At 57.7% G+C, this 24,262-nt stretch carries 26 protein-coding genes; 15 read left to right on the forward strand and 11 right to left on the reverse strand.

All coding sequences use genetic code 11. The annotated features are described in order from the left end of the window. Positions 1 to 37: 37 nt before the first annotated feature. Positions 38 to 358 (forward strand): thioredoxin, encoded by a 321-nt coding sequence (gene trxA, locus QO231_RS19585; protein WP_316780385.1) that lies wholly within the window; start codon positions 38 to 40, stop codon positions 356 to 358. 127 nt (positions 359 to 485) lie between these two features. Here the strand turns inward: trxA and QO231_RS19590 are convergent, their stop codons facing one another. Next, the gene (locus tag QO231_RS19590) at positions 486 to 677 is read right to left on the reverse strand and encodes a DUF1127 domain-containing protein (protein ID WP_316780387.1); all 192 of its coding nucleotides are present in this window, start codon (positions 675 to 677) and stop codon (positions 486 to 488) included. Positions 678 to 933: 256 nt separating this feature from the next. On the opposite strand from QO231_RS19590, the gene hslV reads away from it, so the two are divergent. From hslV to QO231_RS19605, 3 genes are all read left to right on the forward strand, one after another. Continuing rightward, positions 934 to 1,491: an ATP-dependent protease subunit HslV gene (hslV, locus tag QO231_RS19595; RefSeq protein ID WP_316780390.1), complete on the forward strand. Its 558-nt coding sequence runs from the start codon at positions 934 to 936 to the stop codon at positions 1,489 to 1,491. Positions 1,492 to 1,549: 58 nt separating this feature from the next. Continuing rightward, positions 1,550 to 2,860 carry an ATP-dependent protease ATPase subunit HslU gene (hslU, locus tag QO231_RS19600; protein ID WP_316780393.1) on the forward strand — a complete coding sequence of 437 codons (1,311 nt, stop codon included), beginning with the start codon at positions 1,550 to 1,552 and terminating at the stop codon, positions 2,858 to 2,860. A gap of 153 nt (positions 2,861 to 3,013) precedes the next feature. Beyond that, the gene (locus QO231_RS19605; protein ID WP_316780396.1) at positions 3,014 to 4,231 is read left to right on the forward strand and encodes an MFS transporter; all 1,218 of its coding nucleotides are present in this window, start codon (positions 3,014 to 3,016) and stop codon (positions 4,229 to 4,231) included. On the opposite strand, the gene QO231_RS19610 is transcribed toward QO231_RS19605, so the two are convergent. Both QO231_RS19610 and QO231_RS19615 read right to left on the reverse strand, forming a co-directional pair. Next, complete coding sequence (locus QO231_RS19610; protein WP_316780399.1) at positions 4,228 to 4,773, reverse strand: Smr/MutS family protein; 546 nt, start codon at positions 4,771 to 4,773, stop codon at positions 4,228 to 4,230. The two genes, QO231_RS19605 and QO231_RS19610, sit on opposite strands and share 4 nt — an antisense overlap. Before the next feature lie 86 nt (positions 4,774 to 4,859). Beyond that, a complete protein-coding gene (locus QO231_RS19615) occupies positions 4,860 to 5,516 on the reverse strand; it encodes a Tim44/TimA family putative adaptor protein (RefSeq protein WP_316780402.1) in 657 nt (218 codons plus the stop codon). A 107-nt stretch (positions 5,517 to 5,623) separates the two neighbouring features. Here QO231_RS19615 and QO231_RS19620 point away from each other — a divergent pair, with 107 nt between their 5' ends. Continuing rightward, the gene (locus QO231_RS19620; RefSeq protein WP_316780405.1) at positions 5,624 to 6,109 is read left to right on the forward strand and encodes an FxsA family protein; all 486 of its coding nucleotides are present in this window, start codon (positions 5,624 to 5,626) and stop codon (positions 6,107 to 6,109) included. 61 nt (positions 6,110 to 6,170) lie between these two features. Continuing rightward, the gene (gene secB / locus QO231_RS19625; RefSeq protein ID WP_316780408.1) at positions 6,171 to 6,674 is read left to right on the forward strand and encodes a protein-export chaperone SecB; all 504 of its coding nucleotides are present in this window, start codon (positions 6,171 to 6,173) and stop codon (positions 6,672 to 6,674) included. Positions 6,675 to 6,705: 31 nt separating this feature from the next. Here the strand turns inward: secB and dnaQ are convergent, their stop codons facing one another. The 4 genes from dnaQ to QO231_RS19645 are packed head-to-tail and all read right to left on the reverse strand — an operon-like array spanning position 6,706 to position 9,404. Further along, positions 6,706 to 7,392, reverse strand: coding sequence for a DNA polymerase III subunit epsilon (gene dnaQ, locus QO231_RS19630; RefSeq protein WP_316780411.1), 687 nt, complete (start codon positions 7,390 to 7,392; stop codon positions 6,706 to 6,708). Beyond that, a complete protein-coding gene (gene coaE, locus QO231_RS19635; protein WP_316780414.1) occupies positions 7,385 to 7,978 on the reverse strand; it encodes a dephospho-CoA kinase in 594 nt (197 codons plus the stop codon). Before coaE ends, dnaQ begins: the two co-directional genes overlap by 8 nt. Then, positions 7,975 to 8,808 (reverse strand): shikimate dehydrogenase, encoded by an 834-nt coding sequence (locus QO231_RS19640; protein WP_316780417.1) that lies wholly within the window; start codon positions 8,806 to 8,808, stop codon positions 7,975 to 7,977. Before QO231_RS19640 ends, coaE begins: the two co-directional genes overlap by 4 nt. Then, on the reverse strand, positions 8,805 to 9,404 hold the full coding sequence (locus QO231_RS19645) for a Maf family protein (protein WP_316780420.1): 600 nt from the start codon (positions 9,402 to 9,404) through the stop codon (positions 8,805 to 8,807). The genes QO231_RS19640 and QO231_RS19645 overlap by 4 nt, the downstream gene beginning before the upstream one ends. Before the next feature lie 407 nt (positions 9,405 to 9,811). On the opposite strand from QO231_RS19645, the gene hemJ reads away from it, so the two are divergent. The 7 genes from hemJ to QO231_RS19680 all read left to right on the forward strand — a co-directional run bounded on the left by hemJ (position 9,812) and on the right by QO231_RS19680 (position 17,179). Next, a complete protein-coding gene (gene hemJ / locus QO231_RS19650) occupies positions 9,812 to 10,261 on the forward strand; it encodes a protoporphyrinogen oxidase HemJ (protein WP_316780423.1) in 450 nt (149 codons plus the stop codon). 123 nt (positions 10,262 to 10,384) lie between these two features. Then, a complete protein-coding gene (gene rho / locus QO231_RS19655; RefSeq protein ID WP_316780424.1) occupies positions 10,385 to 11,656 on the forward strand; it encodes a transcription termination factor Rho in 1,272 nt (423 codons plus the stop codon). A 30-nt stretch (positions 11,657 to 11,686) separates the two neighbouring features. After that, the gene (mnmE, locus tag QO231_RS19660; RefSeq protein ID WP_316780427.1) at positions 11,687 to 12,973 is read left to right on the forward strand and encodes a tRNA uridine-5-carboxymethylaminomethyl(34) synthesis GTPase MnmE; all 1,287 of its coding nucleotides are present in this window, start codon (positions 11,687 to 11,689) and stop codon (positions 12,971 to 12,973) included. A 12-nt stretch (positions 12,974 to 12,985) separates the two neighbouring features. After that, entirely contained in the window at positions 12,986 to 14,848 is a 1,863-nt protein-coding gene (mnmG, locus tag QO231_RS19665; protein ID WP_316780429.1) for a tRNA uridine-5-carboxymethylaminomethyl(34) synthesis enzyme MnmG, read from the forward strand. Continuing rightward, on the forward strand, positions 14,845 to 15,468 hold the full coding sequence (gene rsmG, locus QO231_RS19670; protein WP_316780432.1) for a 16S rRNA (guanine(527)-N(7))-methyltransferase RsmG: 624 nt from the start codon (positions 14,845 to 14,847) through the stop codon (positions 15,466 to 15,468). The genes mnmG and rsmG overlap by 4 nt, the downstream gene beginning before the upstream one ends. Beyond that, positions 15,461 to 16,270: a ParA family protein gene (locus QO231_RS19675; protein ID WP_316780435.1), complete on the forward strand. Its 810-nt coding sequence runs from the start codon at positions 15,461 to 15,463 to the stop codon at positions 16,268 to 16,270. The genes rsmG and QO231_RS19675 overlap by 8 nt, the downstream gene beginning before the upstream one ends. Before the next feature lie 21 nt (positions 16,271 to 16,291). Continuing rightward, positions 16,292 to 17,179 (forward strand): ParB/RepB/Spo0J family partition protein, encoded by an 888-nt coding sequence (locus QO231_RS19680; RefSeq protein WP_316780438.1) that lies wholly within the window; start codon positions 16,292 to 16,294, stop codon positions 17,177 to 17,179. Positions 17,180 to 17,278: 99 nt separating this feature from the next. Here QO231_RS19680 and hemW read toward each other — a convergent pair whose 3' ends face one another. The 3 genes from hemW to rph are packed head-to-tail and all read right to left on the reverse strand — an operon-like array spanning position 17,279 to position 19,747. Beyond that, complete coding sequence (hemW, locus tag QO231_RS19685) at positions 17,279 to 18,436, reverse strand: radical SAM family heme chaperone HemW (protein WP_316780440.1); 1,158 nt, start codon at positions 18,434 to 18,436, stop codon at positions 17,279 to 17,281. Next, on the reverse strand, positions 18,429 to 19,040 hold the full coding sequence (gene rdgB, locus QO231_RS19690; protein WP_316780444.1) for an RdgB/HAM1 family non-canonical purine NTP pyrophosphatase: 612 nt from the start codon (positions 19,038 to 19,040) through the stop codon (positions 18,429 to 18,431). The genes hemW and rdgB overlap by 8 nt, the downstream gene beginning before the upstream one ends. Next, positions 19,037 to 19,747: a ribonuclease PH gene (rph, locus tag QO231_RS19695; RefSeq protein WP_316780446.1), complete on the reverse strand. Its 711-nt coding sequence runs from the start codon at positions 19,745 to 19,747 to the stop codon at positions 19,037 to 19,039. The genes rdgB and rph overlap by 4 nt, the downstream gene beginning before the upstream one ends. 113 nt (positions 19,748 to 19,860) lie before the next feature. Here rph and hrcA point away from each other — a divergent pair, with 113 nt between their 5' ends. Both hrcA and QO231_RS19705 read left to right on the forward strand, forming a co-directional pair. Continuing rightward, positions 19,861 to 20,925, forward strand: coding sequence for a heat-inducible transcriptional repressor HrcA (gene hrcA, locus QO231_RS19700; protein ID WP_316780448.1), 1,065 nt, complete (start codon positions 19,861 to 19,863; stop codon positions 20,923 to 20,925). 9 nt (positions 20,926 to 20,934) lie between these two features. After that, the gene (locus tag QO231_RS19705; protein WP_316780451.1) at positions 20,935 to 21,498 is read left to right on the forward strand and encodes a nucleotide exchange factor GrpE; all 564 of its coding nucleotides are present in this window, start codon (positions 20,935 to 20,937) and stop codon (positions 21,496 to 21,498) included. 29 nt (positions 21,499 to 21,527) lie between these two features. Here QO231_RS19705 and mutS read toward each other — a convergent pair whose 3' ends face one another. Further along, complete coding sequence (mutS, locus tag QO231_RS19710) at positions 21,528 to 24,143, reverse strand: DNA mismatch repair protein MutS (protein WP_316780544.1); 2,616 nt, start codon at positions 24,141 to 24,143, stop codon at positions 21,528 to 21,530. Positions 24,144 to 24,262: the final 119 nt, after the last annotated feature.

Raw genomic sequence — 24,262 nt, forward strand, 5'->3', positions numbered from 1 at the left:
TTTTACTCCAACCTCGCAATGATCCAGGAGCCTGATCATGTCCACCGTCGCTGTCACGGACGCCACCTTTGACGCCGAAGTCAAGAATTCCGATATTCCCGTCGTTGTCGATTTTTGGGCCGAGTGGTGTGGCCCCTGCAAACAGATCGGCCCGGCTCTGGAAGAGCTGTCCGCGGAATACGAAGGCCGGATCAAGGTTGCCAAGGTCGATGTCGACAGCAATCCGAACTCCGCTGCGGCAATGGGCGTCCGCGGCATCCCCGCCCTGTTCATTTTCAAGGACGGTCAGGTCGTGTCGAACATTGCCGGCGCCAAGCCAAAGGCCGCACTGCAAAGCTGGATCGACGAGTCGATCTGAGCGCGCCATTCGCAGAATACGCAAGGTCGTCCCGGTTGGGGCGCCCTTTTTCTTGCAGGGCCAAAATGAGAGCCGCCCAAATGGATGGACGGCTGTATCTTGCGAACGATGTTGGCGGAGGTGCGTGTCAGAGGGCGTCGACGTAGTCGCGGGTCAGCCCGATATCGCTGAGTTGGCGCTCCGACAGCTGCGCGAGCGCCCTGCGGGTAATGCGCGCCTCGTGACGGGATTTCAGTTCTGCGGCCACAGCATTAAGGAAATTGACCACGCGGAGGATCGTGACTGCTCCGTGTGGCGCGTCGTGTTGTACAGTCGTCATCTTTTTTCGCCTATCAAGAGTGAAACAGCCGACTCCATGTCGGTTGCAGAGCGTACATAGGCAGCCGGATATCTGGGGACAAATGGTGATTTTGCATTCCCGATCTGCACGGATTGCATGATTAGGAAGCCCGCAAACACGGGTCCGGCCCAAAAAAAGAAGTCACATCCGGCTTGATCACCGGGTGCCGCCAGGGGTAGTGCGCTTGAAATCGGATGCAAAACGCCCAGATTGGCTTCGCATACAGGAGACACGCATGGCAGATGATCAATTCCCCGGCTGGCACGGGACCACCATTATCGGCGTCAAGAAGGGCGGCAAAGTGGTGATTGCCGGCGATGGCCAGGTCTCGCTTGGTCAGACCGTGATCAAGGGCAGCGCACGCAAGGTGCGCCGCCTGTCACCCGGTGGCTTTGATGTGGTTGCCGGTTTTGCCGGATCCACCGCCGACGCGTTTACCCTTCTTGAGCGGCTCGAGAAGAAACTGGAAGCGACGCCGGGACAGTTGGCGCGGGCAAGTGTCGAGTTGGCCAAGGACTGGCGCACCGACAAGTACCTGCAAAAGCTTGAAGCCATGCTGATCGTATCCGACGGCAAGGATATTCTGGTAATTACCGGTGCCGGTGACGTTCTGGAACCCGAGCACGACGTTGCCGCAATCGGATCCGGGGGCAACTTTGCTCTCGCCGCTGCGCGCGCGATGATGGACAGCGACAAATCCGCAGAGGATGTTGCCCGCCAGGCCATGGCGATTGCTGCCGATATCTGTGTCTATACCAACGGAAACCTGACCGTCGAAACGATCGGCGGCTGATGTTTTTCTGTACATCTCGAACAATATCCGCCGGGACCCCGGCCTGGAAGGACATCAAATGACTGACCTGACCCCCCGCGAAATCGTCAGCGAACTGGACCGGTTCATCATCGGCCAGAAGGATGCCAAACGCGCGGTTGCCGTGGCGCTGCGCAACCGGTGGCGGCGCAAGCAGCTGGCAGATGATTTGCGGGATGAAGTGTATCCCAAGAATATCCTGATGATCGGCCCCACCGGCGTCGGCAAGACCGAAATCAGCCGCCGTCTGGCAAAACTGGCGCGTGCGCCGTTCATCAAGGTCGAGGCAACCAAGTTTACCGAGGTCGGCTATGTCGGGCGGGATGTCGAGCAGATCGTGCGCGATCTGGTGGACAGTGCGATTGCCCAGACCCGCGAACATATGCGCGAAGACGTCAAGGCCGCCGCGCACAAGGCCGCCGAGGAACGTGTTGTATCGGCGATTGCCGGCGAGGATGCCCGCGAAACCACGCGCGAGATGTTTCGCAAGAAGCTCAAGTCCGGAGAGTTGGACGATACGGTGATCGAGCTTGACATGGCCGACACCTCGAACCCGATGTCGATGTTCGAAGTTCCGGGCCAGCCCGGCGGCGGCAACGTGGGCATGATGAACCTGGGCGACATGTTCGGCAAAGCCTTTGGCGGGCGTACCGTGCGGCGCAAGATGTCCGTCGCCGAAAGCTATGATGTGCTGATCGGGGAAGAGGCGGACAAGCTGCTCGATGATGAAACCGTGACCCGGGCCGCGCTGGAATCTGTGGAGCAGAATGGAATCGTGTTTCTCGATGAAATCGACAAGGTCTGTGCTCGGCAGGAAGCCCGCGGCGGCGATGTCAGCCGCGAAGGTGTGCAGCGCGATCTGCTGCCCCTGATCGAAGGCACGACCGTCAGCACCAAGCATGGGCCGGTCAAGACCGATCATATCCTGTTCATTGCCTCTGGCGCATTCCATATCGCCAAACCGTCCGACCTGCTGCCCGAGCTTCAAGGGCGCTTGCCGATCCGGGTAGAACTGCGCGCGCTGACCGAAGAGGATTTCGTGCGCATCCTGACCGAAACCGACAATGCGTTGACGCTCCAGTACACCGCGCTGATGGGCACCGAGCAGGTCGAGGTGAGTTTCACCGAAAACGGCATTGCAGCCCTCGCAAAGATCGCGGCAGATGTGAACCACGCGGTCGAAAACATCGGCGCGCGGCGGCTCTATACCGTGATGGAACGCGTGTTCGAGGAACTGTCTTTCAATGCGCCGGATCGCTCTGGTGACCAGATCGTTGTCGACGCCGATTTCGTCGAAGCCAACCTTGGCGCTCTGTCGCGCTCCACGGACGTCAGCCAATATGTCCTCTGAACGCTAGGGTGCTTTGGGTGCGGTTTCGACAATGACACGCCTTGTCGGAGTCAATGTCGATAGAGGCCCGGATAAAAAGATTATCCTGCAACCGCTGAACGACTCTCAAAGATAGCGCTTGCCTAAGCCTGATCGCGCGGGCAAACGCGATTCATGACCTTGCTTGGCTTTCTGAAGCGAAATGCGCCCTGGCTCGCCGCCGGTGGCCTGCTCACCTTTCTGTCAAGTTTTGGCCAGACCTTCTTCATCTCGATCTTTGCCGGGGAAATCCGTGCCGAATTCGGGTTGAGCCACGGGCACTGGGGCGGGCTCTATTCCCTTGGCACTGCGATCTCGGCGGTGGTGATGATCTGGGCCGGGAGTCTGACCGATCTGTTTCGGGTGCGGGCTCTGGGGCCGCTCGTCCTGATCGGGTTGGCAATTGCCTGTGTGGCGATGGCCATGAACCGTTCTCTTTGGCTGTTGCCGATGATTATCTTTTCACTTCGCCTGTTCGGTCAGGGAATGTGCAGCCATCTGGCGGTGGTTGCCATGGCGCGTTGGTTCCAGGCCATGCGCGGCAGGGCGCTGTCTGTTGCGACCTTGGGCTTTGCGCTGGGCGAGGCCACGCTGCCGATCATTTTCGTGGCATTGATGGGGGTCGCCCACTGGCATATCCTGTGGTTTCTTGCCGCCGGCATATGTGTTCTGGGTGTGCCGGTTCTGGTCCGTTTGTTGCGGCAGGAACGCACGCCGCAAAGCATGGCGCAGGACTTCTCGGGCACCGGAATGCAGGGTCGGAACTGGACCCGGCGAGAGGCGTTGTCGCATCCTCTGTTCTGGATGATGGTCCCCGCCATGCTTGGTCCGGCCGCGTTCAACACCGCATTCTTTTTCCACCAGGTGCATTTTGCCGAGATCAAGGGATGGGAGCACGTGGAACTGGTCGCGTTCTTTCCGGTCTATACGGTAATCGGGATTGTCACGATGGTTGGCTCGGGCTGGGCGCTGGACAGATGGGGAACGGCCCGGTTGATGCCATTCTATCAACTGCCGCTGGTGGTGAGTTTTGTCGCTTTTTCCATTGCTGCCGGGCCATTGATGGCTCTCGTCGGGTTTCTGTTCCTGGCTCTGACAACCGGGGCAAATTCGACCTTGCCCAACGCGTTCTGGGCAGAGTTTTACGGCACCGCACATATCGGAGCGATCAAGGCGATGGTGGCGGCCGTGATGGTTCTGGGATCTGCAATTGGTCCGGGGATAACCGGTGTGCTGATCGACGCAGGGGTCGGACTGGAACAACAGTTCCTCGGAATCGCGTGCTATTTTCTGTTTACGACGATGATGGTCTATCTGGGTATTCGTCGCGCAAGGCTGGACCTTGTACTTTAACGGAACTTGCGCAGATAGACATAGTACGCCCCTTCGCCACCGTGGCTGATATGGGCGTTTTCGACATGAAGCACCGCCTGCGCGAGCGGCGGAATAGACAGCCAATGCGGTACGTTGCGTCGCAGGATGCCACGCGGCACCGGGATCGGGCCGGTGTCCTTTGACTCCTTGCCCTTGCCGGTGATGACCAGAACCAGACGCCGCCCGGATGCCTGGGATGACAGGATGAACCGTGTCAGAGCGGGATGCGCGCGCTCCAGCGTCATGCCGTGCAGATCGATCCGGCCCTCCGGGACAAGCTTGCCACGTTTCATCCGGCCATAGGCCTTGCGATCCATCTGAACCGATTGCGGGCGTACCGTCAGGGTCGGGCTTGGAGGTGTGGCCTGATTTGGGCGGGGCGCCAGCGGCGTTGGATACCGTGTCGGCTTTGGCTTCGGTAGCGGGCGCGTGGGGTTGCCGTCGACATGCAACCGTTCAGCGCGTTCAACAACACGATGCCAGAGATCGATTTCTTCGTCGGTCAGCTTGCGGCGAACCATCAGACGGCATCCGGCAGCAGGTCAGGAGCGGCTTCGATACAGAGTCCATCGGCCATCGTCACTGCCCCGCGCCCGAAACGTCGCCATTACCCGTCTGTCGCGACCAGCAACCAGTTGGGATCATTGGACCCCATCGCGCGCGCGAACGTCCAGGTGTCCTTCTGGCGTTTGATCGCCGTCGGGCTGCCTTCGATGATGTCGCCGCCCTTGTCGCGTACGACCGATGTCAACTCGGCCACGAAGCGCATGGTGATTTCTGCCTTGTTGGTATCCTTGTCGAATCTGACATCCTGAATGCTGGTTTCACGGACACCGACGAACTCGGCCTCGATGGTCAGCCCCTTGTCTTCGCGTGCCGCCACCACATCGACAAAGGCGTCGAAAACATCATCGGCCAGGAACGGCTGGATTTCATCCAGGTTGCCGCGTTCAAAGCCCATGACGATCATCTCGTATGCACCGCGTGCGCCCTGAACGAACTCGCTGACCGAAAAAGCGGGTTCGATTCGCTTCATCGCGGCAAGGTCCTGTGCCTGCGGCCCATCCTCCTCGACATGATCGGTGATATCGCGATCGGGTCCGCCTTCGATGACCTCAAACCCCTTGCGCGCGACGGGCTCGTCCGTTTTTGGCACGGGTGGCTTCTCAAATCCGTCGCGGGTGCCCAATACACTCTTCAGGCGCAAAATCAGGAAGATGGCAATGCCAGCAAGCACCAAAAGCTGTATGATGGACGAATTCATTTGGACCTCTTGTTTATCTTGGGCTTTGTAAGCCCTGCCTGTCGCACTTATGTAGGTGACGGGCGGGGTCAAGTCTACCTCGCCACATTAGGGAAAGGAAACGCGCAATGTACCTATTTCTGGCGTTTTTGTTGGTGCCGCTGATCGAAATCGGACTGTTTATTCAAGTTGGCGGTCTGATCGGGCTGTGGCCGACATTGGCCATCGTTGTCCTGACGGCGATCCTGGGAACTTCGCTGGTACGCTCGCAAGGGCGAGTCGCCATGGGAGAGTTGCGCAGTTCGTTTGCCGATTTGAATGACCCGACAGAGCCGCTGGCGCATGGTGCAATGATACTCGTGTCTGGCGTTTTGCTGCTGACTCCGGGGTTCTTTACCGATGCGGTGGGCTTTGCGCTGCTGATGCCGCCGGTTCGACGCGCGGTGTTCCGATTTGTGCGGTCGCGCGTGGAAGTGCATCAATTTGAGATGGGTTCCGGCCAATCGCCACAGCGCCCTACACCGGGTGATGTGATCGACGGAGAGTTCGAGGACGTCACTCCAAACCGCAAACCGCGCACCGGGCCCTCTGGTTGGGTCGAAGACGGCAAGTAGCATTGAGGTGCCACAGCCAAACTGCTAAGCAGCGGAAAATCATGTTTCGAGGAGCTTTTCGATGTCTGACAACGGCGCCGCCGCTGCAAATGGCGGTCAACAACAACCGCAGGTGAAAATGAACATTCTTGGACAGTTCATTCGCGATATGTCCTTCGAGAATGTCATGGCCCAAAAGGGTGCCACGGGAGAAGTGAAGCCCGATGTCAGCGTTCAGGTCAATCTTGATGCCAAGAAGCGTGCGGTCGATCACCAGTACGAGGTTTCGATCAAGCTGAACGTTGAATCCAAGGTGAAGGAAAGCGGTGATCCGCTGTTCCTGCTAGAGATCGACTATGCCGGCGTATTCCACATCGAAGGCGTCCCGGAAGAGCAGTTGCATCCGTTCCTTCTGATCGAATGCCCGCGTATGTTGTTCCCGTTCCTGCGCCGGATCGTCAGCGATGTGACCCGTGACGGTGGCTATCCGCCGCTGAACCTGGAAAACATTGATTTCGTTCAGCTATACCGCGCCGAAATCGCCCGTCGGCAAAAAGAACAACCCGCTCAACCGACCAACGCCTAGAGCGTTTCGCGCCTGTCCCGGTCACGACGGTTCAGGCGCGCGACCAAAGTGTGTCTTCGCCGAGTTTTGCGACAAAGCGCTCATGCGCTTCACGCTCTTGCGGAGTTATGCGCTCGGGCAGGGGATTTGGCCGCGGCGTCGGGCGCCAGACCTCCGAAGAAGCGCCGCTGTTCTGCCGCGAAGTGGATGCCAGCCCAAAATCGGGCTGCCGGCCACCGATCAGTTCCAGATAGACTTCCGCAAGAATTTCCGAATCAAGCAATGCGCCGTGCAGCGTGCGTGCGGTATTGTCTATGCCAAAGCGCCGGCACAGAGCATCGAGCGACGCGGGTGAGCCGGGAAAGCGTTTGCGGGCAATCGCCAGGGTATCGATGGCCTGTTCCCATGGCAGCCTTGGCAGGTTCATCCATCCAAGCTCGGCATTGAGAAACTTCATATCGAAGGCCGCATTGTGGATCACCATTTTCGCGTCACCGACAAAATCCAGAAACGCCTGCCCGATCTCGGCGAACTTTGGCTTGTCTCGCAGAAAGTCATCGCCCAGCCCGTGAACCTCAAAGGCCTCTTGCGGCATGCTTCTTTCGGGGTTGATGTACTGGTGATAGGTCCGTCCGGTGGCGACATGGTTATGAAGCTCTACCGCGCCGATCTCGACAATCCTGTCGCCGGATTCCGGGTCAAAACCTGTGGTTTCCGTATCCAGTACGATTTCACGCATGCGCCTGCCGATCCCTGATTTGCCTGACGATAGTATGAACCTGAGCGCGCGCGTGGTCCAGTGTATCGGTGATGATCACATAGTCTGATCGCGCGCGTTTTTCGGCGTCCGGCATCTGTTTTGCGCGGATCATTTCGAACTGTTCGCGCGTCATCGTCCCACGTTCGAGAACCCGCTGTTCCTGAATGTCCGGCGCAACAGAAACGCAGGCAACCGCATCCATCGCAGCGTCGCCGCCGGTCTCGAAAAGCAGCGGAATATCAAAGACCAGAATATCGGCTGTGGCGTTTTCCCTGAATTTGTTGCGGTCCTCGGCGACCAGCGGATGAACAATCGCTTCGATTTGCTTCAGTGCGCCGGGATCCCTGGCAATGAGGGTCTTCAGCACTGTGCGATCGACTGCGCCCTCTTGTATCGTTTGCGGATAAATCGCCGCGATTGGCGCAACGGCTGGACCGTTCTCGGCATAGATCCGATGCACGGCCGCGTCGGCATCCCAAAGCGCGCAGCCTTCTTCGACGAACATCCTGGCCGTGGAGCTTTTGCCCATGCCGATGGACCCGGTCAGCCCCAGAAGAAAGCTCATTTCAAGGCGGCGGCGCGAGTCGCCTCATCTATTTCCGGGCGCGTGCCAAACCATCGCTCAAATCCCGGAACGGCTTGAAACAGCAGCATACCAAGACCATCAACCGTCACACAGCCGACATTGCGGGCGGCGACAAGCAGGTTTGTCTGGAGTGGTGAATAGACCAGATCGGTGACCACGGTGCCTGAATGCAACCCGTCAAGTTGAACGGAAAGCTCCGGTTGCCCGGTCATCCCCAAGGATGTCGTGTTGACCAGCAACGCTGCCTCCTTGACGGTGCTTCCGGCCTGCACCCAGTCGATGACCCGGATCCGGTGACCAAAATCCTCTCTCAGCCGTTCGGCTCGCAATCGGGTGCGGTTGGACAGGATGACTTCGGGAACACCTGCATCGATCAGCGCGGTAATGACCGCCCGCGAAGCCCCGCCCGCACCCAGTACCAATGCCGGTCCAGCCTCTGCACACCAGTTGGGTGCGCCGCTTCTCAGGTTTTCGATGAATCCGTAACCATCTGTATTATCCGCAAAAATGCTTCCTGCATTGCGAAATATCAGGGTATTGGCCGCTCCGATCAAGGTCGCGCGATCCGTGATCTGATCGGCAAAGGCCATCACCCTTTCCTTGTGGGGCACGGTCACATTGACGCCGACAAACCCCATCGCGGGCAATGTGCGCAAAACCCTCTCCAGATCGTTTTCATCCACATCCATCGGGATGTAGTGACCACGGATGCTGTAGGTTCTGAGCCAGTGCGCGTGTAACAAGGGAGATCGGGAATGCGCGATCGGTGATCCGATCACACCCGCCAAGGGAATGCGTGTGCTGGTCATTGCTCGATCACTCCGCGTAGGGCGAGGAAATTCAGAAGTTCTAACAAGGGCATACCCAAAACGTTAAAGTAGTCGCCGTCAATACCGCTGAACAGACGAACGCCTTCTTCCTCAAGCTTGTAGGCCCCGACCGAATGGCGGATGCTGTCCCAGTTGCGAGAGATATAGCCGGAAAGGTAGTCATCCGAAAAGGCGCGCATTCGCAATCTGACCTGACCTACATGCCGCCACACGGGAGCACCGTCCTGGTAGATGACGGCCGCTGAAAGCAGGCTGTGCCGGTTGCCCCGCAATGCTGTCAGCTGTGCATGGGCATCTTTTGGCGTGATGGGCTTGGACATCAGCGTTCGGTTGAAATCGAGCACCTGATCACATCCGATGACCATTGCACCAGGATGTTTGTCGCTGATCTTGCGGGCCTTCATCTCTGCGAGCGCATCGGCAATATCGCGCGGGGTGGCATCTTCGGCGAGCAAGGCCGATCTAACGGAGTCTTCATCAACCCGTGGCACCCTGATCTGAATTTCCAGCCCCGCATTCTGCAACAGCTGCGCCCGAATGGTGGACCCGGAGGCCAGGATGATGGGGACAGTCATGTGGAAAACCAGGTGCGCAAGGTTGAGGACGGAGCAGGACAGAGTTGACTTGTTTTCGTCATTTCATGCAACCCTTTGACAAAACCCGCTTTCCGAAGATTTCATATCGGTTTCATACCGGCAGGATAAGGATAAATATCCGGTTGTGTGGAAGGGCTTTGTTACAAGTTTATTCACTAGATATCCACAGGTTAACATAAGGTTAATTTCTCATAAGTATTTGGTAATATTATATCTTTTTTGATGACCTCTTGATTGATACAAAACTTCTTAACAATGGCACAGGTTGTGCATGACTCGGGGGATGATCTTTTGATCCCCAGACCCAGTGCCCCCTACAAAACCATCTATCTTTCTTCTTTCTATATTTATTTATAAGGAGAGGCCGAGAGTAACCTGAGGTCCAGATGACTGATTTTCTGATCGCGATCTATCCATGGACCAAAGCGTTTCACATCATGGCGGTGATCAGCTGGATGGCGGGTCTGTTCTATCTGCCCAGATTGTTCGTGCATCATGTCGAGCAAGCCGAAGACAACAAGACCATGACAGATGTCTTTGAGATGATGGAAGTGAAACTTCTCAGGGTGATCATGAACCCTGCCTTCATCGCGACATGGGTGTTTGGCCTCTGTCTCGTCTTCACGCCGGGTATCGTCGACTGGTCAGAGATTTGGCCGTGGACCAAGGCTGGCGGTGTACTTGTGATGACCTGGTTTCATCATTGGCTTGGCTGGCGGCGGCGGGATTTGATGAACGGGACGAACACATGGACCGGGCGGCAGTTCCGAATGATGAACGAAGTGCCGACGGTCATGATGGTGATTATCGTCCTGTCTGTCGTCGTTCGCTTTTGATTCGGTTTGACTCCCTGGTCTGCTTTGGATAGGAAACCGGCACCTGCCCGTCCGGGCATGGTGTTTTCCCTATTCTGACAGCACGCGGCCGGCAATGAACGGCTGCAGACAGGCCACAAATCCATGAGCGTTGAAAAACTGAGTCTTGCAGACTTGAAAGCCAATAGTCCCAAGGACCTGTTGGCGATGGCCGAAGAGCTTGAGATCGAAAATGCTTCGACCATGCGCAAAGGCGAGATGATGTTCCAGATCCTCCGCGAGCGTGCGGACGAGGGTTGGGAAGTCTCAGGTGATGGCGTTCTCGAAGTTCTTCAGGATGGGTTCGGGTTCCTGCGTTCGCCCGAAGCCAACTATCTGCCGGGCCCGGATGATATTTATGTATCTCCCGACATGATCCGCAAACACTCGCTGCGCACAGGCGATACCATTGATGGCGTGATCGAATCGCCCAATGACAACGAACGCTATTTTGCGCTGACCAATGTTGCGTCGATCAATTTCCAAGAACCTGAGAAGGCGCGACACAAGATTGCCTTTGACAACCTGACGCCGCTTTACCCGGACGAACGGCTGAACATGGAAGTCGAAGACCCGACGATCAAGGATCGGACGGCCCGGATCATCGATCTGGTTGCGCCCATCGGCAAGGGGCAGAGATCGCTTATCGTTGCGCCACCTCGGACGGGTAAGACGGTGATCCTGCAGAATATCGCGAATTCCATCGAACGGAATCATCCGGAAATCTACCTGATCGTTCTGTTGATTGACGAGCGTCCCGAAGAAGTGACCGACATGCAGCGTTCGGTCAAAGGCGAGGTCGTGTCCTCGACATTTGACGAACCTGCCACGCGGCACGTGGCGGTCAGCGAAATGGTGATCGAAAAGGCCAAGCGCCTTGTCGAACATAAACGAGATGTTGTTATTCTTCTCGATTCAATCACCAGACTTGGTAGGGCTTTCAACACAGTTGTCCCATCATCGGGCAAGGTCTTGACCGGCGGTGTCGATGCCAATGCACTGCAACGGCCCAAGCGGTTCTTTGGTGCGGCCCGGAATATCGAAGAGGGCGGTTCGCTGACCATCATCGCGACCGCGCTGATCGACACCGGTAGCCGCATGGACGAAGTCATCTTTGAAGAGTTCAAGGGCACGGGTAACAGTGAAATCGTACTGGATCGCAAGATTGCGGACAAACGCGTGTATCCGGCGATCGATATTCTGAAATCGGGAACCCGGAAAGAAGACCTTTTGGTCGACAAGGTGGACCTGCAGAAAACCTTCGTGCTGCGTCGGATCTTGAACCCGATGGGAACCACGGACGCGATCGAATTCCTGATTTCCAAGTTGAAGCAGACCAAGAGCAACAGCGATTTCTTTGATTCTATGAATACCTGATCCCGGTCTGCCGGAACGGAGGTATTTCAAATGGATACGATCTTTGCGCTCGCCAGTGCGCAGGGGAAGGCTGGAGTGGCCGTGGTTCGGATTTCCGGTCCACGCGCCCACGACTCGCTTTCCCTTTTGACTCAGCAGGATACCACCAATCGCGGTATGCGATTGTGCTCGCTATACGATATGCAGGGGCAACATCTAGACGATGCGTTGGTTCTGATCTTTTTCGCGCCGGCCAGCTTCACCGGTGAGGACGTCGTGGAACTGCATCTTCATGGCAGCGTCGCGGTTGTAACTGCCGTCTTACGGACATTGGGCAAAAACGACGATCTCCGGCTGGCAGAACCAGGCGAATTCACGCGCCGGGCCATGGAAAATGGCAAACTGGATCTGTCACAGGTCGAAGGCTTGGCCGATTTGATTGATGCAGAAACAGAAAGTCAACGTCGCCAGGCACAAGAGGTTCTGTCCGGACGTCTGGGCGATCTTGCCGAGCGTTGGCGCGTTGATCTGATCCGTGCCGCATCCCTGATTGAGGCCGTTATTGATTTTGCGGACGAGGACATTCCGACAGATGTGACGCCCGAAGTTACGGCGCTTCTGGAGAAGGTTCTGGCGGAACTCGTGGCGGAAACCGATGTCATTCATATTGCCGAACGCATCCGAAGCGGATTCGAGGTTGCAATCGTCGGCGCACCGAATGTCGGAAAGTCCACGCTCTTGAACGCTTTGGCCGGGCGCGAGGCGGCAATCACATCGGAGTATGCCGGAACCACCCGTGATGTGATCGAAGTTCGCATGGATTTGTCAGGTCTTGCTGTTACGTTTCTTGATACCGCCGGATTGCGTGAAACAACAGATGCTGTTGAAAAGATGGGAATATCTCTGGCGCGAAGCCGGGCAGACCGGGCCGATCTCAGGGTTTTTCTGGCGGAGACTGCTCTGGATCTGGATGTCCCGTTTCGCGACGGCGATATTGTCGTGCGACCCAAGGCTGACCTGCGCGAAAACAGAAGCAATTCGGTGTCCGGGATGACCGGAGAAGGTGTTACCGACTTAATTGAGCAAATCTCAGAAGTCTTGAAATATCGGTCTGCAAATGCGGGCGTCGCAACGCGGGAACGGCATCGGATTGCGATTGAGCGTGCACAAATATCGCTCGAGTTGGCACAATCGCTTTTGTCGGCACAGTCCGAGCAGTATGAATTGGTCGCCGAAGAGTTGCGAAGAGCGATTCGCGCGCTTGAATCGCTTGTTGGTCGCGTAGATGTCGAAAATTTGCTAGACGAAATATTTGCGAGCTTTTGCTTAGGTAAGTGAGGAGTGTTTCACGTGAAACATTTTGATGTTGTTGTCATTGGTGGCGGCCATGCAGGCGTCGAGGCCGCACACGCGTCGGCACGATTGGGCGCGAAGACAGCACTCGTGACATTGAAACGCAGCGGAATTGGCATAATGTCCTGCAATCCAGCTATCGGGGGCCTTGGAAAAGGCCATCTGGTGCGCGAAATCGATGCCATGGATGGCGTCATGGGCCGCGTCGCAGATCGCGCAGGCATACAATTTCGCCTGCTCAATCGCCGCAAAGGGCCGGCGGTTCAAGGACCACGGGCACAGGCAGACCGGAAGATATATCGCACATCGATCTTATCCGAGGTCGAATCGCAGGAAAATCTCTATGTCATAGAGGGCGAGGCCGTCGATTTCCTGATAAAGGACAATCGTGTAACTGGAATCATGCTTGCGGATGGTTCGGAGATTTCTTGCGGCGCTGTCGTGTTGACGACCGGCACATTTCTCAGGGGCGTTATTCACATCGGGGATGTGGCAAAGCCTGGGGGCCGTATGGGTGATAGCCCGTCGGTACCACTTGCGGATCGAATGAAATCGTTCGGATTGCCTTTAGGGCGACTGAAAACGGGGACTCCTCCGCGATTGGACGGCCGTACGATAGATTGGACCGATCTCCAGATGCAGCCCGGGGATGATGAGCCAACGCTGTTTTCATTTCTTTCAACCAAAACCACAACGCCACAGGTATCCTGCGGGATCACACATACGAATCCCCTAACACACGAGATTATTGAGAAGAATCTGAAACGCTCTGCGATGTATGGTGGACATATTGACGGCATCGGGCCGCGGTATTGCCCGTCAATCGAGGATAAGATCGTACGGTTTGCTGATAAGACCTCACATCAGATCTTTCTGGAACCCGAGGGCGTAGATGATCATACGGTCTATCCCAACGGAATCTCGACATCGCTTCCGGTGGATGTCCAGGAGGCCTATGTTCATTCGATCAAGGGGCTGGAGCAGGCGGTCATTCTTCAACCCGGCTATGCCATCGAATACGACTATGTCGATCCGCGTGCGTTGACCGGAACCCTGGAGCTGAAAGATATCAAAGGCTTATACCTAGCTGGGCAGATCAACGGAACAACGGGTTACGAAGAGGCAGCGGCGCAAGGTCTGGTCGCTGGCCTGAATGCTGCCTTGGCAATTCAGGGGCGCGAGTCTGTCGTTTTCAGCCGATCCAACAGCTATATCGGTGTGATGATCGACGATTTGACGACACGCGGCGTTACCGAACCCTATCGAATGTTCACGTCGCGCGCCGAATTCAGGCTGTCCCTGCGCGCCGACAACGCAGATCAGCGTTTGACACCAATTGGGGTGGGCCTTGGCTGCGTGGGGTCTGCGCGAAGATCCGCGTTTCTTGCCAAGATGGAAAAGCTGGATCGTGCGCGTACTCTTCTAACAGACACAACATATACCCCGAAGGAACTCGCCGGAGCTGGTATTCAGATCAGCCAGGATGGCAAGCGGCGCTCGGGGCTCGACGTCCTCGCGTTTCCGAATGTCGGTGTCGTGGATCTTTGTTCACTGCTTCCGGGCTTGGCTGAGGTTGACAGGGACACGCGATTGCAGGTGGAGCGGGACGCGCTCTATATGAACTACGTGAGTCGGCAGGAAAATGATGTGAACGCGCTGAAGCGTGATGAGGCGCACGTCATTCCTCACGGTTTTGATTTTTCGGACGTTGGCGGGCTTTCAAACGAGATAAAGCAAAAGCTTGGTGCCGCACGTCCTGAAACCATAGCCCAGGCAGCTCGAATTGATGGGATGACGCCATCCGCATTGGCATTGGTGCTCTCGAAGTTGCGCCGCCTGCCAAGAGTCGCGAACAGATGAATTTGAGCGGTGATGAGGGTAGGCGGCATCCAAATGTTTCACGTGAAACACTCGATAGGCTGAATTGCTTTGAAGCCCTCGTTCAGAAATGGAATCCACGTATCAATCTCGTATCCCGCAAGAGCTTGGACGATCTATGGCCGCGCCATATCATTGATTCAATTCAGGTTTTTCGATCGACCGACAAAGCCGGTCACTGGGTGGATTTGGGAAGCGGCGGCGGATTTCCGGGGATTGTCATCGCGATTCTCGCGGCTGAGGAACGCCCCGAGGTAGGAGTTACGTTGGTTGAAAGCGATCAGCGCAAATGTGCGTTCCTGCGGACAGCGATCCGCGAAACCGGAGTAAAGTGCCGGGTGCTTGCCAAGCGGATTGAGCTGGTTGAACCGCAAAACGCTGACGTTCTATCCGCGCGGGCGCTGACGAACCTACCCGGCTTGCTGGAATTTGCCGAAAGACACCTGTCAACCGATGGATTGGCGTTGTTCCCCAAGGGTGTCACGTGGCAAAAGGAAGTTGCCGAAGCGCGACGCGCTTGGCGGTTCAATGTTGAATCAGTCGATAGCAGCACTGAGGCCGGGGCCGTTATCTTGAAAGTCAAAGGAATATCGCGTGACTGATTTTTCCCATTCGCCAAGTCCACAGATCATAGCCATCGCCAACCAGAAGGGCGGGGTTGGCAAAACAACAACCTCGATCAACCTCGCTGCCGCGCTGGCGGAAATGGCGTTGCGCGTTCTGGTGGTTGATCTTGACCCGCAGGGTAACGCATCGACGGGGCTGGGCATCGAAGCCGAAGAACGTGAAATGACAACCTACGAGTTGCTCGTCGGCGATGTGCCCCTTGGCGAGGTGATTCAACCGACCGCATTGGACGGGCTATCGATCATTCCTGCGACGGTGGATCTAAGTTCGGCGGACATAGATCTGATCTCGAACGATCGGCGGAGTTTTCTTTTGCACGATTCGCTGCGGCAGAGCGCAATGGGTGAATTTGGATTTGACTATATCCTGATCGATTGCCCGCCATCGCTCAATTTGCTGACTGTAAATGCGATGGTGGCGGCACATTCCGTGCTGGTCCCGTTGCAAAGCGAGTTCTTTGCATTGGAGGGCTTGTCGCAACTGATGCTGTCGGTACGCGAGGTCCGCCAGTCGGCGAATCCGGGGTTGAGAATCGAAGGTATTGTGTTGACCATGTATGACAAACGCAACAACTTGTCTCGTCAGGTCGAACAGGACGCACGTGAAAATCTGGGCGATCTGGTCTTTGAAACCCTGATTCCGCGCAATGTTAGGGTAAGCGAGGCCCCATCATACGCGATGCCGGTCCTCAGCTATGACAGCAATTCGCAAGGTGCGGTGGCCTATCGCGCGCTGGCCCAAGAGATCATGAACAAGCACAGGCTGATGGCGGCCTAAACGAGTCGAGGAGCGTAGCAGATGGACAAGAAGGTGAAACCTCGCGGGTTGGGGCGCGGACTTTCCGCATTGATGGCGGATGTTTCGGCCGAGAGCCAAAGTCCGGATCGTCCGGTTGGACCCGATATCCATGTCCCGATTGAAAAGCTGTTTGCAAACCCAAACCAGCCGCGCCGGAGATTTGCGCAGGACGATCTGGATGATCTGACCGCATCGATCAAGGAAAAGGGCGTTCTTCAGCCGCTGATCGTCCGGCCCCGCGAGGGCGGCACCTATGAGATTGTCGCCGGTGAACGTCGTTGGCGCGCATCACAGCAGGCACAATTGCACGAGGTTCCGGTTCTTGTGCGGGACTTTGACGATGTCGAGGTTCTTGAGGTCGCGATAATCGAGAACATTCAGCGTGCCGATCTGAACGCGGTCGAAGAAGCGGCCGGATACAAGCAGTTGATGGAGAGCTTTGGCCACACCCAGGAACGTCTGGCCGAGGCGCTTGGAAAGAGTCGAAGCCATATCGCAAACCTGATGCGCTTGCTGACCTTGCCGGCCGATGTTCAGAGCATGTTGCAGGAAGGCGCACTGACTGCCGGGCATGCGCGCGCCTTGATTACCGCAGAGGAGCCCTCGGTCTTGGCGCGGGCAATCGTCAAGGGCGGGCTGTCGGTGCGTGCGACCGAGGCATTGGTCAAGAAGCAGGCGGCAGGGGGTCAGCCAGCAAAGAAAAGGCTGCTGGCAGCACCTGCAGAGAAGGACGCGGATACGCGCGCGCTCGAGGCGGATCTGTCGGCAAATCTGGGGATGAAAGTGGAAATCACACACAAGCCGGGTCAGGACTCGGGTGAAATGTCGATCAGATATGGCAATCTGGACGATCTGGACAGGCTTTGCCAACTGCTAAGCGGCAGCTAGAGCGATTTGCGCTAAGGCTGAACTGTTTGACGCAGCCGGAAATCACAGATTTCAACGGCTTAGGTGGTATCGGATAGACCAGGTTGGGCGCGAAGCGCATTAGCCGACAAGAAACTCGGAAATTATGGCATTCAAAACCATAAACCCTTGCCTTTTAACCATAATATTGCTTCCTCGGACCTGAATGAGGCCGAGCTCGGACAGTGAGTTTCGAGCTTTTGGGTCCAATTTGTGCCCCGCAAGACTCTCATAGCGCACAACATCTATGCCTGATCTAAGGCGCAACCCCATCATCAGGTATTCTTCGGCTTGCTCTAGCGACCACAAGGGGCGCCGCAGGGTTTCACCGGACCCTTTGCTGACCAAACGCAACCATTCGGCCGGCATCATTTCGGATTCCGTGGCATGTCGCTTGCCGTTCAGTGTGACCCGCCCATGCGCTCCGGGGCCAATCCCGACATAGTCACCACCACTCCAGTAGATTAGATTGTGCCGAGATTCAGAACCGGGGCGCGCATGGTTCGAGACTTCGTACATCGGCAAACCGTGTTTGTCACAGGTTGTCTGCGTGATGTCGTACATGTCGGCGGCGCGATCATCATCAGGCAATCCGCGCAACTTTCCGGCTGCAAACCGGTCGCCAAAGGCGGTGCCAGACTCGATGGTGAGCTGGTAAAGCGACAGATGATCGATGGCCATCGATAGCGCGGTTTCCAGTTCGTGCTGCCACTGTTCAAGCGTCTGATCCTGGCGGGCATAGATCAGGTCAAAACTCACCCGGTCAAAACAATCACGCGCAATGTCAAAGGCCGCTTGCGCTTCGGCGACCGTATGAATGCGGCCCAGGCGCCTGAGGTCGGCATCATTCAACGCCTGCACGCCCATCGACACACGATTGACGCCGCCATCCCGGTATCCGGCAAAACGACCGGCCTCGACAGAGCCGGGGTTTGCCTCGAGCGTGATTTCGATGTCGTTCGCAGGGGTCCAGTAGCCACAGGCGGCCATGATGATCTCGGCCACTGTATCGGGATCCATCAGGCTCGGCGTACCACCGCCAAAGAAAATCGAATTCAGCACACGATCGGGGGTTTCCGCGGCGGTTCTCGCGAGTTCGAAGAGGTAGGCATCGCGCCAGGCGGATTGGTCCACCTGTTGCGAGACATGGCTGTTAAAGTCGCAGTAGGGGCATTTGGCCTGGCAAAACGGCCAATGAACATAGAGGCCGAAACCGCCCTGTCGCCAGTCTTCAGTCAAAACAGCCCGCAACCAATTTCGCCGTCGCCTTGGCGCGGTGGCTGATCTTGTTTTTTTCCCAGCGATCCATTTCGCCGAACGTCACGTCATAGCCGTCCGGCACAAAGATCGGATCATAACCGTGACCCTGATCGCCGCGCATGGGCCAGATGACCTGACCCGGCATGATCCCCTCGAACACCTCGTCATGACCATCTGGCCAGGCGAGAACGAGCGTACAGCAGAACTGCGCCGTGCGTGGAGATGGCGCATGAATTGCTTCGAGTTCGCGATGGGTGCGTTCCATCGCCATCACGAAATCTCGCCCGTTGAGCGTTTCGGCCCAGTCGGCGGTATAGACGCCCGGAGCACCGTTCAGCGCATCGATCTGGATGCCGGAATCATCTGATAGTGCGGGCAGGCCGGTTGCCTGCGCGGCAGCGTGGGCCTTGATCCGGGCATTGCCGACAAAGGTCGTTTCGGTCTCTTCCGGCTCTGGCAGATTCATCTCGGCGGCACCGACGACCGACACGCCGAATGGATCCAGCAAATGCGCCATCTCTTCAAGCTTGCCGGCGTTGTGTGTGGCCACCAACACCCGGTCGCCGACAAACTTGCGTGTCATGCGGCGGCTTTCTGGGCAGCGACGAGTTCACCAACGCCTTTTTCGGCGAGGTCCATCAACTGGTTCATCTGATCGCGGGAAAAGACCGACCCCTCGGCGGACATCTGAACCTCGATCAGCTTGCCCGAACCGGTCATGATAAAATTGCCGTCAACACCGGCTTCGCTATCCTCGGGGTAGTCAAGATCCAGAACCGGCTGGCCAGCGTAAATGCCGCACGAGACGGCGGCGACCGGATCGACAAGCGGGTCGCTGATCACGTCGCCCGCCTTCATCAGCTTGTTCACCGCAATCCGAAGCGCTGTCCAACCCCCCGTGATCGCCGCACACCGCGTGCCGCCATCGGCCTGGAGAACATCGCAATCGACCGTGATCTGCCGTTCGCCAAGGGCCACACGATCCACGCCGGCCCGCAGCGAGCGCCCGATAAGGCGCTGGATTTCAACCGTGCGCCCGCCCTGTTTGCCGGATGCCGCCTCGCGCCGCATTCGTGTGTTGGTCGCACGTGGCAACATCCCGTATTCCGCCGTGACCCAGCCAAGGCCGGAGCCCTTGATAAACGGAGGAACGCGATCCTCGATGGTGGCCGTGCAGAGCACATGGGTATCGCCAACCTTGATCAGGCAAGACCCCTCGGCGTGTTTTGTAAAGCCCGTTTCGATGGAAACGGGGCGCATTTCGCTTAGATCTCGACCAGAGGGGCGCATGGGGTCTCCTTAATATGTTGGCGTCGCAATACAGCCCGACACAACGGTTGTGCAACCCCGATTGACCTTTGCAACAGGTGGACTTTAATGGCGAACCAGCCAAGGATGAACGCATGAATGATGCTACGAACCTGCTAGACGAGTTGAACGACCGTTCGCGCGAAGTGTTTCGGCGCGTTGTCGAGGGGTATCTGGAAACCGGTGACCCGATCGGCAGCCGCACTCTGACCCGAACGCTCAGCGAAAAGGTCAGCGCCGCAACGATACGCAACGTGATGCAGGATCTCGAATATCTGGGCCTGCTGAACAGTCCGCATGTCAGCGCGGGCCGTATCCCGACGCAGGTTGGATTGCGGATGTTCGTCGATGGGTTGCTCGAAGTCGGAGACCTGCAGGACACCGACCGTCAGATGCTCGACGACACGGTAAAGCGGAACTCCAATGACGTTGGCAACATGCTCGACCGTCTGGGATCGGCGCTGTCCGGTGTCACGCATGGGGCGTCATTGGTCCTGACACCCAAGCATGAAGCGGACATTCGGCATATCGAATTCGTGTCACTGGCGCATGATCGCGCCCTAGTGGTGATCGTGTTCTCCGATGGCCATGTGGAGAATCGCCTGTTCACGCCGCCGCCCGGCCAAACCCCCAGTTCGATGCGCGAGGCGGCAAATTTTCTGAACGCCTTGATCGAAGGCCGCACTCTGAGCGAAGTGAGAAAAAGCATCCAGACAGATATCAATGCCCGGCGTCAGGAAATCGACCGCTTGGCACGGGATATGGTCGAAAGTGGCCTGGCGGTCTGGGAGGGCGAGGGCGAGGAAACCGACCGGTTGATCGTGAGGGGGCGCGCGAATCTGTTGGGCGGCGAGGACGATGGAGAAGAGTTGGAGCGCATTCGCAGCCTGTTTGACGACCTCGAACGCAAGCGGGACATCGAGGAATTCCTGCAACTCACCGAAGAAGGTGAAGGCGTGCGCATTTTTATCGGCTCGGAGAACAAACTTTTCTCACTTTCGGGTTCCTCTTTGGTTGTGTCTCCCTATATGAACGCTGATCGAAAGATCATTGGCGCGGTGGGAGTGATTGGCCCAACGCGCCTCAATTACGGGCGGATAGTGCCGATTGTGGACTACACGGCGCAGCTGGTAGGTCGGTTGATTTCTGACCGCAGTTAGAGGTGAAAGATGGCAGAGCCAAAGAACGACGATTTTCTGGATGATCTCGCGGCGATGGAAGCCGAGGCAGACGCGGAAGAACTGGCAGAGCTTGACGATGATGCGATCGAGTTGGATTCGATCCGCGCGGAACGCGATGAATACAAGGATCGCTATATGCGAACCCTGGCCGAGGCAGAGAATTCACGCAAACGCTCCGAGCGGGCCCGGGTCGAGGCCGAGCGTTACGGCGGGTCGCGCCTGGCGCGGGATGTCTTGCCGGTCTATGACAACATGAAACGCGCGCTCGATACCATCACGGACGAACAGCGTGCGGCATCTTCGGCCCTGATCGAAGGCATCGAACTGACGATGCGCGAGTTGGTTAATGTGTTCGGCAAGCACGGTATCGAAGTGATTTCGCCCGAAGTTGGTGACCGGTTTGATCCCAAGATGCACGAAGCCATGTTCGAAGCCCCGCTTCCCGGAACCAAGGCCGGCGACATCATCCAGGTCTCGGCCGAAGGTTTCATGCTACACGACCGGCTGTTGCGCCCTGCGCAGGTTGGGGTTTCGTCGACACCTGCATCCTGACATCGGCACATTGAAACACACCGAGGCGGTCAGGTTTTGGCCGCCTCTTTCAGTTTGTAGATCAGGTCGAGCGCGGCTTTCGGCGAAAGCTCGTCCGGATGAATGGACTCGAGCAGGTCCAGCGCCGGTGATGCCACCGGTGCAGGCAGAGGCGGCGGGGCGGCGGAAAACAGAGGCAGATCGTCGATCAGCGCCTTTTGCGTGGCACCACCTTCGCGTTCGCCTTCTTCCAGAGCCTTGAGTACGACACGCGCACGGTCGAGGACCGACTGGGGAAGCCCGGCCAATTGTGCGACCTGCACACCATATGACCGGTCCGCCGCGCCCTTGCGAACCTCGTGCAGAAAGATCACTTCGCCCTGCCACTCCTTGACCGCGACGGTGGCGTTGTCCACACCGGGTAGCTTTCCGGCCAGCGCCGTCAGTTCGTGGTAGTGCGTCGCAAACAGCGCACGGCACTGGTTGCTGGCATGTAGGTGTTCAAGCGTCGCCCAGGCGATGGAGAGGCCGTCATAAGTGGCGGTGCCTCGCCCGATCTCGTCAAGGATCACCAGCGCGCGATCGTCGGCCTGATTGAGGATCGCTGCGGTTTCGACCATCTCGACCATAAAGGTGGACCGTCCACGCGCCAGATCGTCCGAGGCCCCGACGCGGCTGAAGAGTTGGCTGATCACACCGATATGGGCAGACGCGGCAGGCACATAGCTGCCGATCTGGGCCAGCAGCGCGATCAGTGCATTCTGGCGAAGGAAAGTTGATTTACCGGCCATGTTCGGCCCGGTCAGCAACCAGATCGCGGCGCCGGACGTGGCGGTCAGATCGCAATCGTTCGCGATGAAACTGTCGCCCCCTTGCTGGCGCAGGGCCTGTTCCACGACAGGGTGCCGTCCTCCGGTGATGGCGAAACTGCGACCGCTATCGACTCGCGGACGACACCAGTTCTCGGCTCGGGCAAGGTCGGCGAGTGCGGCAGCCAGATCAAGCTCCGCCAGCGCGCGGGCGGCCCCATTCAAACGGGCGGCTTGGTCAAGAATAGAGCCTCTTAGCCCTTCGTAGAGCCGCTTTTCGATCTCAAGCGCCCGATTGCCCGCGTTCAGGATCTTGGTTTCCATCTCGCTGAGTTCGACGGTGGTGAAACGAACCTGATTGGCCGTCGTCTGGCGGTGGATATAGCTTTCGGACAGGGGTGCCGAGAGCATCTTTTCCGCGTGGGTCGATGTCGTTTCGATGAAATAGCCCAACACGTTGTTGTGCTTGATCTTGAGCGAAGCGATGCCGGTGTGTTCCGCATAACGTTTCTGAAGCCCCGCGATGACCGAGCGGCCTTCGTCACGCAAGGTGCGTGCCTCGTCCAGATCAGGATCATATCCGGCAGCCACGAATCCACCATCGCGTGTCAAGAGCGGCGGTTCGGCAACGAGCGCGGCATCAAGCAGGGCAGACAGATCATCAAAGCCGGTCAGGTCACTAACGGCGCTCGCAAGGAGCGGCGGCAACTCGCACGCCTGGCAATGGCGGGCAATGGCCGCCGCCTGCTCCAGCGCGTTGCGGACAGCCGCGAGATCTCGTGGGCCGCCACGATCCAGCGACAGCCGCGACAGGGCGCGGTCAAGGTCGGGGGTCTTGCGCAGGGCGGCACGCAGATCGCCGGAGAGTCGATCCTGTTCGATGGCAAAATCCACCGCCGCCAAACGTGATTGCAAGATATCGAGGTTTCGCGACGGGCTGGACAGGCGTTGTTCGAGCAGGCGCGCACCACCCGGCGTGACGGTGCGGTCTATCACGGCAAGAAGCGATCCGGCACGGCTGCCTGCAAGGGATCGGGTCAGCTCCAGATTGCGCCGCGTTGCGGCATCGATCTGAACCACCCGGTCCTCGGATTCACGCACTGGGGTCTGCAACAGCGGCAAGCGGCCCTTCTGCGTGAGTTCCAGGTAGTCTATCAGCGCGCCCATCGCCGAAATCTCGGCCCGTCCAAAGCTGCCGAATGCCTCAAGCGTGCCGACGGAAAACAAGGCGCAAAGACGCTTCTCGGCAGCGGTACTGTCAAAGCTGGCCCGGCCAAGTGGAGAAAGGGCGACACCCAGATCATTGGCAATGTCGTGTAGCCCATCGGTGGCACCATCCGTGACAATCAACTCTGACGGTGCCAGCCGGGCGAGTTCCGGCCCGAGACGCGCCCGGTGCAGCGGCATTACGTGAAACGCACCGGTCGAGATATCGGCCCATGCGAGGGCGGATTGATCGCGAACTTCGGAAAAAGCGGCGAGGAAATTGTGGCGTCGGGCTTCGAGCAGCGCGTCTTCGGTCAGCGTGCCGGGTGTGACGAGGCGGACGACCTCGCGCTTGACCACAGATTTTGAGCCGCGCTTCTTGGCCTCGGCCGGGCTTTCCATCTGTTCACAAACCGCGACGCGAAATCCCTTGCGGATCAGCGTCAGAAAATAACCTTCGGCCGCATGTACCGGGACCCCGCACATCGGGATATCGGCGCCGTCGTGTTTGCCGCGCTTGGTCAGCGCGATGTCCAGCGCTTCGGCGGCTGCAACCGCGTCGTCAAAGAACATCTCGTAGAAATCACCCATGCGATAGAACAGCAGCGCGTCCTGATGCTCGGCCTTGATCTCAAGATATTGCGCCATCATTGGCGTGACATTGGCCACAGATTGTCCCCCGGTCTTCGCAACCTGCGCGACCTTACAAACGCCCAGGACGCGGCGAAAGGCGAAAACGCATTCCTGTTGAGGCTCGCGGAGCGGCGGGG

The organism is Sedimentitalea todarodis, from assembly GCF_032595355.1.
GTDB lineage: Bacteria > Pseudomonadota > Alphaproteobacteria > Rhodobacterales > Rhodobacteraceae > Sedimentitalea > Sedimentitalea todarodis.